Annotated in this window: 9 protein-coding genes and 1 pseudogene; 3 read left to right on the top strand and 7 right to left on the bottom strand. The window is 69.8% G+C overall.

All coding sequences use genetic code 11. The features are described from left to right. From VGL85_RS03615 to VGL85_RS03600, 4 genes and pseudogenes are all read right to left on the bottom strand, one after another. Positions 1-207: pseudogene (locus VGL85_RS03615) on the bottom strand (1-acyl-sn-glycerol-3-phosphate acyltransferase); the annotation flags it as partial. After that, on the bottom strand, positions 204-971 hold the full coding sequence (locus VGL85_RS03610; RefSeq protein WP_331586075.1) for a YdcF family protein: 768 nt from the start codon (positions 969-971) through the stop codon (positions 204-206). The pseudogene VGL85_RS03615 and the gene VGL85_RS03610, both read right to left, overlap by 4 nt. Further along, on the bottom strand, positions 968-1,858 hold the full coding sequence (locus tag VGL85_RS03605; protein ID WP_331586073.1) for an ABC transporter permease: 891 nt from the start codon (positions 1,856-1,858) through the stop codon (positions 968-970). Before VGL85_RS03605 ends, VGL85_RS03610 begins: the two co-directional genes overlap by 4 nt. Next, complete coding sequence (locus VGL85_RS03600; protein WP_331586071.1) at positions 1,855-2,541, bottom strand: cell division ATP-binding protein FtsE; 687 nt, start codon at positions 2,539-2,541, stop codon at positions 1,855-1,857. The genes VGL85_RS03605 and VGL85_RS03600 overlap by 4 nt, the downstream gene beginning before the upstream one ends. A gap of 121 nt (positions 2,542-2,662) precedes the next feature. Here VGL85_RS03600 and VGL85_RS03595 point away from each other — a divergent pair, with 121 nt between their 5' ends. Further along, entirely contained in the window at positions 2,663-3,544 is an 882-nt protein-coding gene (locus VGL85_RS03595; protein WP_331586069.1) for a DUF3426 domain-containing protein, read from the top strand. Next, a complete protein-coding gene (locus VGL85_RS03590; protein ID WP_331586067.1) occupies positions 3,537-4,073 on the top strand; it encodes a phosphoribosyltransferase in 537 nt (178 codons plus the stop codon). Before VGL85_RS03595 ends, VGL85_RS03590 begins: the two co-directional genes overlap by 8 nt. Before the next feature lies 1 nt (position 4,074). Here the strand turns inward: VGL85_RS03590 and VGL85_RS03585 are convergent, their stop codons facing one another. The 3 genes from VGL85_RS03585 to VGL85_RS03575 all read right to left on the bottom strand — a co-directional run bounded on the left by VGL85_RS03585 (position 4,075) and on the right by VGL85_RS03575 (position 7,941). Beyond that, the gene (locus VGL85_RS03585) at positions 4,075-4,689 is read right to left on the bottom strand and encodes a hypothetical protein (protein WP_331586065.1); all 615 of its coding nucleotides are present in this window, start codon (positions 4,687-4,689) and stop codon (positions 4,075-4,077) included. Positions 4,690-4,712: 23 nt separating this feature from the next. Further along, positions 4,713-5,411 (bottom strand): retropepsin-like aspartic protease, encoded by a 699-nt coding sequence (locus VGL85_RS03580; RefSeq protein ID WP_331586063.1) that lies wholly within the window; start codon positions 5,409-5,411, stop codon positions 4,713-4,715. 469 nt (positions 5,412-5,880) lie between these two features. Then, positions 5,881-7,941, bottom strand: coding sequence for a TIR domain-containing protein (locus VGL85_RS03575; protein ID WP_331586061.1), 2,061 nt, complete (start codon positions 7,939-7,941; stop codon positions 5,881-5,883). A gap of 134 nt (positions 7,942-8,075) precedes the next feature. Here VGL85_RS03575 and VGL85_RS03570 point away from each other — a divergent pair. Then, positions 8,076-8,899 (top strand): DEAD/DEAH box helicase (locus VGL85_RS03570; RefSeq protein ID WP_331586059.1); only part of this gene is annotated, 824 nt, incomplete at its 3' end.

Here is an 8,899-nt window from a genome sequence, read left to right as displayed (position 1 = left end):
GCCGATCGGGATGTGCTCGCGCCCGCGCACCTCGACGCGCACGTCGCAGATGACCCGCAATAACCAGGTGACCACCGCCCCCCAGACCTTCAGCGACCCCTGCGCATAACGCCTGGGCCCCGCCAGGACCGGCAGGAAGGCCATCGCCGCCAGCAGGGTCCAGAGATAAAAGGCCAAGGTGAAGGCGAGCGAGCGGAGCAGGATCACGCCGGCCTCACCGCACTGAAATCCGTCATTCCCCGCGGGAGCGGCGGAGCCATGAACACGGACGTTCGACGGCGATCATGGGTTGCCCGAACAAGACGGGCCATGACGAAGGCGGTGGATCCGAGCCGCGCCGACGCATTTCCCGATGGCGAAGCCGGGCCGGCCCGCGCGGGATGCGCCTTCGGTCCCAGGCTGAGGAAGGCTTCCCGCGCCAGGATGACCAGATACTTGCAGTATTCGACGATCATGCGCCGCGCCCCGTCCCCGCTTCTCCACCAGTGTCCGGAATCCAGATCCTCGGTCTTCACCGGATAGGGCGTAAGCTTGGCGTCCGGCAAGGCCTCGTGCAGCTCCAGCATGGCGCGCGGCATGTGGAAGTCCGAGGTCACCACGATCAGCGACCTGAAGCCCTTGGACCGCATCCAGCCTTGCGTCTCGCGTGCATTGCCGACGGTGTCGGTGGCCTGGAAGCCCAGGTCGACGCAACAGTCGTAATAGCGCCGCGTGGCCTTGGCGACGCCCTTGATGTCGGCGCGGCTGGCCTGGGGATTGACGCCGGAGACCAGCATCCGGGTCGCCTTGCCGTCCTCCAGCAGCTTCATGGCGGCGGTTATCCGCGCGTTGGACGAGCCGGTGAGCGCCACCACCGCGTCGGCGGGCGCGGGATCGGCTGGCGGCGTCGACTGATCGACCCTGACCGAAAAAGCCCAGAGGCCCACGGCCCAGAGCACCACGACCAGTAGCAGGATGGCCGCGCTCCTCACGTCATCTCCTTGAGCAGCGACAGCGCCGTGGTCCTGGCCGAGATCGCCGCCACCGCGCCGGCGGCGATCGGGCAGGCCAGCAGCGGCAAGAGATCGCTCCAGGCCACCGGCAGCACCGGCATCAGCCCCGCCTCGCCGCCGATCAGCCGGAACAGCCCGGCGACGATGGCCGCCGCGCCCGCGCCCATCAGCCCGGCGATCGCCGCCATGCGCCCGAAACGGAGCTGGAAGAGGGCGGCGATGAAGCCGTCCTCGGCGCCGGCCAGGTGCAGCACGCTGACCAGGTCGCCGCGGGCTTGCAGGCCCGCGCGGGTGGCGAAGGCGATGACGGCGGCGGCGGCGGCGACGATCAGGGCCGCGACCGCGATGGCGGCGCTCTGCGCCAGCAGGCCGGCGCGCAATATGTCCTTCAGCCACAGGCTGTGGTCGTCGACGGTGGCGTCGACCTGGGCGGCCTGCAGCGCCGCCTCCATGGCCGCGGCGCTGGCGGGGTGTTTGGCGTCGAGGTCGACGGTGACCAGGCGCGGTATGGCCAGGTCCTCCGGCAGATCCTTGCCCAGCCAGGGTTCGAGCAGGGCTTCGGCCTTTTCCTTTTCCAGCGCCTCGACCTCGCCGACGCCGCGCACGCCGGCCAGCGCATCGGCGGCGCGGGCGGCGGCGGCGTCGGGGGTCTCGTTGGGGCCGGGGCGCACCACCACGGTGGCCGAGCCCTTCAGCTCGGTGCGCCAGCCGTGGGCGGTGCGGTTGGCGGCCAGGGCCGAGACCAGGGCCAGGCAGGCGATGAAGCAGAGGATGGTGACCACGAAGACCAGGGCGCCGTCGCGGGCGTCCTCGGCCGGCAGCAGCGGCGCGGGCGGCCGGCGCGAGATCGGCGCGGGCCCGCTCAAGCGACGGCGCCGCGGCTGGAAATGCGGCGCAGGCTGCCGCCCTCGATATGCATGACCGGGCGCCCGGAGCGCGCCACCAGGTCGTCGTCGTGGGTGGCGATGAGCACGGTGGTGCCCAGCCGGTTCAGCTCGACGAACAGGCGCAGGATGCGGATGGCCATTTCGTGATCGACATCGCCGGTGGGCTCGTCGGCGATCAGCAGATCCGGCCGCCCGACCACGGCCCGCGCAATGGCCAGGCGCTGTTGCTCGCCGCCGGACAGTTGCGGTGGGGTCGAATGCATCCGGTCTCCCAGGCCCACCCAGGCCAGAAGCTCGGCCACGTCGGCCTGATAGTCGGGCAATCGGGCGCCGGCGAGGCGAAGCGGCAGGGCGGCGTTGTCGAAGGCGTCCAGGTGGTCGAGCAGCCGGCGGTCGTGGAAGACCATGCCGATGCGCCGACGGAGCAGCGGCAATTCAGCGCGCTGCAGGCTGGTGGTGTCGCGCCCGAACAGGGTGATGACGCCGCGTGTGGGCCTGAGCGCCATCTGGATCATGCGCAGGAGCGAGGTCTTACCGGCGCCCGAGGCCCCGGTGATGAAATGGAAGGACCCCGGCTCCAGGTCGAAATTCAGCGCCTTGAGGACCTCCGGCCCGCCGCCATAGCCCAGGCTGACGCCCGCGAAGCTGACCACCGGCCCCATATTGGGCTCGGGGGGCTCAACCAACTCACTCAAAGGGGGACCGGCGTCGGCGGTTCTGGACATGGGGGCCGAAATCGGCGACCTCGTTGCGGAGGGCGCGCATGCATCCGATTCGCCGGCCATGATACTGACCTGTCCCGACTGCGCCACCCGCTATTTTGTGGAGGATGAGCGCCTGGGTGAAGCCGGACGCTCCGTGCGTTGCGGCTCCTGCGGCGTACGCTGGACAGCCAGGGCCGACGCGCCACTCGATCTCGTCGATCATCCGGAAACCGGGGCCGTCGCGCACGAGCCCTTCGCCAAGCCAACGCCAGAGCCGGGCGCGGCCATGCTGCGCGACCTGCCCGCCGAAGCCCTGCCCAAGGTCTTCCGCGCCCAGGCTCAGACCAAGGAGAAGGTGCGCGAGGCGGCGACCAGCGGCGTGGTCTGGGCCGGTCTGGTCGCCGGCTTCATCTTCGTGCTCGGCCTGGCGGTGCTGATGCGCCAGGACATTTCGACCATCTGGCCGCGCGCCGCGGGGGCCTACGCCATGGCCGGCCTGCCGGTAAACCTGGTCGGGCTGACCATCGAGGGTCAGCACGCCCAGCCGGCGCTGAAGGACGGCCACGCGGTGCTGGCGGTCAGCGGGGCGCTGCGCAATGTGCGCGACCACCCCGTGGTCGCGCCGCCGCTGCGCATCAGCGTGCTGGACGCCTCGGGACACGCAGTCGCGGTGAAGATCGCCGACCCGGGCGGGGCGCAGATCCCGCCCGGCGAGGCGCGCCACTTCCTGGTCGACGTGGTCGATCCGCCCGCCAGCGCCGCCAATGTCGACATCACCTTCGTGCTCGACGCGCCGAAACGCGCCAAGCCCAAGCCCGCCGCGACGGTCAATCGCACGGCCGCGGTGATGACCTTGCGCCCCGCGCCGGTCGCGCCGCCGGCGGCGCTGCCGCCCGGCCCGGTGCAGAATGCCACCCCCCTGCCGCAGACCTCGCCCTACGCTCTTCGCCCCAATGGCTGACCTTCGGGTCGAGGGGTTCGAGCCCCTGCTGACGGCCGAGGACGTAGCACGCCGCGTCGAGACGCTGGCCGGCAGGATCGCCCCCCGCGTCGACGACGAGACGGTGGCCATCTGCCTGCTCACCGGCGGACTCTGGTTCGCCGCCGACCTGATGCGGGCCCTGGCGCTGAAGGGCCGCCATCCGCTGTTCGACGCGCTGTGGCTTTCCTCCTACGAAGACGGCCGCCAGAGCACCGGCCGCGTCGAGCTGCGCGCGCCGTTGCAGCGCTCGCTCCACGGCCGCCAGGCGCTGCTGATCGACGACGTGATCGACTCCGGCCTTTCGCTGGCCGAGGCCGCGCGCCTGGCGACCGAAGCCGGCGCCCGCGAGGTGCTCTCGGCCGTCTTCGCCGCCAAGCCGTGGCCGCAAGCACGCGCCCGCGAACCCGACTTCACCGCCTGGTCCGCTCCCGACCGGTTCCTGATCGGCTATGGCCTGGACGCCGCCGGCCGGTATCGCGGGCTGCCCGGGATGTGGGCGGCGGAGTGATCTACGGCTGGCTCGCCGCCGCGGTTGCGCGGTCGGCGACCGTCTGGGCGAGTTCGGCGATGGGGCGCGTTCCGTCCACGATCAGATCGGCGTTGAGTTTCGCGAGGTCGACCATGCGTTCGTAGAAGGCGTGGCCGTTGCCTGCGTACCAGCCGAGGTAGCCGCGGACCTGGGTGACGATCTCCTCGGTCTTCCGGTCAGGCGAGGTCATGCCAAGGTCGCGGCCGATCCGGCGCGCCAGGGCGATGGCGGCGGGCGTGGCGATCACCACGGCGAGGTCGATGAAGGCGGCGATGGCCGGACGGGCGCGGCCGAACGGCTCCTCGATCACCAGGAACGGCGTCGGCCCGATGACCCCGTCCGTCTTCGGGTGTCGGATGCTCTCGTCGGCGCGGAGCCGCGCGACCTCGCCCGCGAGCGTCGTCCCCGCGTGCGCGGCGACCGGCAGCCCGCTGGCGATCCAGGCCTCGAGATCCGGGTAGATGGTCGCGCCATCCGGGTATTCGTAATCGTCGAAGTGAAGCAGCGCCGCCCCGCCCAGGCGCTCGGCGACGGCGCGCGCCAGCGATGTCTTGCCGGCGCCGGAGGTTCCCGAGATTGAAATCGTGTAAGCCATGGCCTCCGGATCGTCGCCGTTCGTCAATTGGCGTCCGACTGGGCGGCGCCGCCGTCGACGGCGGAGTCGGCGGGACCGGTGTCCGTCTGCATGTCGCCGCCGTGCGGCCCCGACATGACAAATCCGGGCTCGGCCGCGGGCAGCCCAGAACTGTCGCTGGCCGCGGCGTTCAGAACCAGCGCGTGCCGCTGATTGTCGATCGACCAGGACGACAGCCGCGACAGGAAGCTCTGCCCCAGCAGCGGCTGGCTGTTCGCGTTGGCCAGCGAGGCGGTGACGTTTTGCAGTTCGAGGTTGCCGACCTTCAGGCTCTTGATCCTGAACACCGCTGACGGGACGGTCGAACCGTCGGCCAGCTCGAAGGTCTGCCGGCCGATGAAGTCGGCTTGGGTGACACTGCCGGATTGGACCAGCTTGGCGACGATGTCCGACGGTATGCTGACGTCGGAGGCGCCGCTGTCGATGGTGAACCTCAGATTGATCGCGCCATTGATCAGCACTGGGATGCGATAGGTGCCGCCGTCATCCTCGAGCGCCACCTCCTGAGCGGGCGGACTGCTGACGGCGGGACCGCTGGCGGATACCGCCTGGGCGCTTGACGCCGCGCTCGGATGAGCGCTTCCCGCGACATTGCCGCCAGTGGGCGAGCAGCCGAAGAGGCCGAGCGCGACAACCAGGGCCGCGCTCAGGAGTGCGAATCTGTATTTGCCAGCTGTCGTCACCGGTTGACGATGATCGGGTCGGCTATCGGAAACCGATTTCCTCCGCTGTCTACCAAGTTAAGTAGATAGAAGTACTTTCCAGCGTCAGATTTCTCAACGGTGAACGAAATAGAGGCGTCACTATTTATTGTGAGGTCCGAAAATACGCCGCCACATGTCTTAAACGAGTCCAATTGTCCCGAGTTTGGACCCAGAAACATTGGACCATTTCCCCCAAGGTAGAAGGTAAAGTTTCCAGCGAGTGTAAAGGTGATCGTCAAGGGCGGCGGATCGTTCGCGAGCCATATATGCCCGCGTTTATGCATGCGTTGGCTGGGTTTGAAGTTCGCGACGTAGTTCGGCGCCGTGCCGCTTAAGGTTATGATCGTCGCTTCTGCTACCTTGACCATGAAGTCGCCAGTTCAGTTGAAAATTCGAGGATACGCGGAGGGCAAACCAGTCTCGATACTGAAATCCTGGGCGCGGCGGCCTAGCGGCGGGATGTACTCGACGAGGCGAGCCGCGCTTCAGCCTTGACCATGACGGCTTGGCTGTCGGCGTCAAGTGGGTCGGGACCGTCGGCCTGGGCGTGGGTCAGGACCTGCACGCCCGCCACCCACGCCGCGCGCGCCTGGTCCACATGGCCGGCGGCGTCCAGATCGTCCCCGGCCAGAAGCTCGGCCTCGGCCGCGGCCTGGGCCATGTCCCGGTCATGCGGCAGCGCCTGGACAAGCCTGGAGAGGCGCGCAGCTTCGTCCACGGCCGGTTGCAGGGCGAGGCGACGGGCGTCGGCGTCCCGCGCCTGCTCCGCGGTGGCCTGGATCGCGACAACGCGCGCGGAGCCCAGCAACGGCCCCTGCCAGTCCACGTCCGAGGGGTCCGTGCGCACCAGGGCCTCGGCGAGGCTCAAGGCCTGACCGGCCGCGGCGCTCGCCGCGTCCGGATCGTGCTGCGCCAGGCGGGCCCTGGCCAGCAGGATATCGATCCTGGCCGCGTCCTCGCGATAGTCGACCACGTCCGGCTGGGCGATCATCAGCGGCCCGATCTCGGCGGACGCCTGGGTCAGCTCGCGCACCGCGGCAGCGGGCTGGTGCTGGGCCATCAGGATCGCCGCGACCTTCAGCCGGTTGATCGCATGCGAATAGACCGTGGCGGCGTCGGCCGGCCGACCGCCCTGCATTGCGTCATAGATCGACCGCTCCGTCAGGCGATGGGTCATGGCCGCTGCCAGGCGTCCACGAGCGAGATCCGCATCCGCGCTCCAGGCATGCATCTGGGCCAGATCCCACTGCCGGTCGCGATCCCGCGGCGCGGCCAACGCCCTGGCCTGAAGGATTTGCAGCGCGCTCGCGAAGGCCTCCGCGGCTTGGTCGGCATGGTGGCGTTTCAGAAGCACGACGCCGAGACCGTTGTCCGCATACGCCGCTTCGGCGCGCCAGGCGTCCTTGGCCGGATCGAGCGCCACCAACCGATCGGCCAGCTGTTTGTAGGTCTGGAACTGGGTTTGCGCCTGCTCCAGCTGGCCGCGGCGCTGGGCGATGTCGCCCAGCCAATAGACGCTTTGGGCGTGGTCGAAGATGCGCTGCGGATCGTCGGGCTGGCGGGCGAGCAGTTCGGCGGTGCTCTTGGCGGCCTGCTGGAAGAAGGCCATGGCGACGTCGAGGTCGCCCCGCTTCTCGCGCAGGTCGCCCATCAGATGCAGGACCCGGGCGCGGCGCCCCAGCGAGCTGGCATCCAGCTGGGCGCCGTTCTGAGCGGCATAGTAGGCCATGGAGCGCTGGGCGACGTCGTCGAGCAGGTCCAGGCGGCCGGCCGGCTCCAGCTTGCGGCCCAGGTCGGTCAGCATGAACTCGATCAGGCCCTCGGCCTGGGCCCGCTGGGTCTCGGCCTCGTGGCGCGCGGCCAGCGCCACCGCCGTCAGCCCGCCCATGAGCACCATGCCGGCCAGCGAGGCGGCGGTGATCGCCAGCAGTTGCCCATGTCGGCGCTGGGCGTCGCGCCGGATCAGTTCGTCGAGGCCGCACCCCAGCATGCCCGCCAGCAGCTTCAGGAGCGCGATCCGGCGTCCATCGCCCTCGGGCCGCAGATCCGCCGCCGCCGGCTCGGCGGGCACGGTCCCGACCGCACCTTCGGTGTCCAAGTGGAAGCGCAGCGCTTGCGGGAAGCACTCCAGGGCCTCATCGGACGCAAAGGGCTCGCCGGCGACGATCACCGGCAGGACCCGACCCTCGCCATGCAACCGCTTGAAACGGACAATCTCGCTCTCGACCCAGGGCGAGGCGGCGGCGTCGGGCGAGCAGATGACGATCAGAAAGGCCGAGCGTTCCAGGACCCTCTGCACCCGTTCCATCAGGTCGGGATCGGCGGCCAGGTCTTCACGATCGCGGAAGATCGGCTTGAAATGCCGCGGCGCCCCGCCGACGGCGGTCTCGCGGCCGACCAGCCGGCGCGGAACCGGATAGGCCTCCAGCGCCCGATGCAGCCAGTCGGCCCAGGCCTTGTCGGTGTGGCTGTAGCTCAGGAACGCCCAGTACCGCTGGTTCAGGTCCATTGGGCGCGCCCTCCGGTGGCCGCGGTCGGACTAAGCCTAGCAAATTCTGCCTATCCCCCAAAGCCAAGGCCGTTTCGTGGCGTCGCAATGAGCGCCGCCCTGGAAACAGAACGCGAACATGATATAGCGGCAGGATGGACGGCGCGCAGGCCCAGACCGAACTCCCGGCGCCCTTCGACGCCTGGTTCGCCGCGCGGGGCTGGCGGCCGCGGGCGCATCAGCTCACCATGCTGGACGAGGCCAGGGCCGGCCGCGATGCGTTGCTGATCGCGCCGACCGGCGGCGGCAAGACCCTGGCCGGCTTCCTGCCCAGCCTGATCGAGCTGGCGACGCGACCGCGACCCAACACCCCGCCGGGCATCCACACCCTCTATATTTCGCCGCTGAAGGCGCTGGCGGTCGATATCGAGCGCAACCTGATGGCGCCGATCGCTGAGATGGGGCTCTCGATCAAGGCGGAGTCGCGCACCGGCGATACCGGCATGGCGCGACGCCAGCGCCAGCGGGTCAAGCCGCCCGACATCCTTTTGACCACGCCCGAGCAGCTCGCCCTGTTCTGCGCCTGGGAGGGGGCGAGGCTCTATTTCGAGGCCCTGGCCTGCGTCATCGTCGATGAGGTCCACTCGATCTGGCCGTCGAAGCGCGGCGACCTGCTGGCGCTCGATCTGGCCCGGCTGCAGCAGTTCGCCCCGAACATGCGCCGTGTCGGCCTGTCGGCGACGGTGGACGACCCGGCGGTGATCCAGCGCTGGATGGCGCCGACGCCGCGCGCCGAGGTCGACCTGGTCCTGGGCGCGGCCGGCGCGCCGCCGGTGGTGGACATGCTGTTGTCGGAGGGCCAGGTGCCCTGGGCCGGCCACACCGCCCACCACGCCATGGCCGAGGTCTATGAGGTCATCAAGCGCGCCCGCATCGCGCTGGTTTTCGTCAACACCCGCTTCCAGGCCGAGTTCGCCTT

It is taken from the genome of Phenylobacterium sp. (assembly GCF_036501465.1).
GTDB lineage: Bacteria > Pseudomonadota > Alphaproteobacteria > Caulobacterales > Caulobacteraceae > Phenylobacterium.
Note: the sequence above shows the minus strand (reverse complement) of the source record. Positions and strands in the feature narration are given on the sequence as shown.

Excerpts from the sequence above, each read along its gene's own strand:
- VGL85_RS03600 (WP_331586071.1), bottom strand. The coding sequence starts at position 2,541 with ATGGGGCCGGTGGTCAGCTTCGCGGGCGTCAGCCTGGGCTATGGCGGC.
- VGL85_RS03595 (WP_331586069.1), top strand. The coding sequence starts at position 2,663 with ATGATACTGACCTGTCCCGACTGCGCCACCCGCTATTTTGTGGAGGAT.
- VGL85_RS03590 (WP_331586067.1), top strand. The coding sequence starts at position 3,537 with ATGGCTGACCTTCGGGTCGAGGGGTTCGAGCCCCTGCTGACGGCCGAG.
- VGL85_RS03585 (WP_331586065.1), bottom strand. The coding sequence starts at position 4,689 with ATGGCTTACACGATTTCAATCTCGGGAACCTCCGGCGCCGGCAAGACA.
- VGL85_RS03575 (WP_331586061.1), bottom strand. The coding sequence starts at position 7,941 with ATGGACCTGAACCAGCGGTACTGGGCGTTCCTGAGCTACAGCCACACC.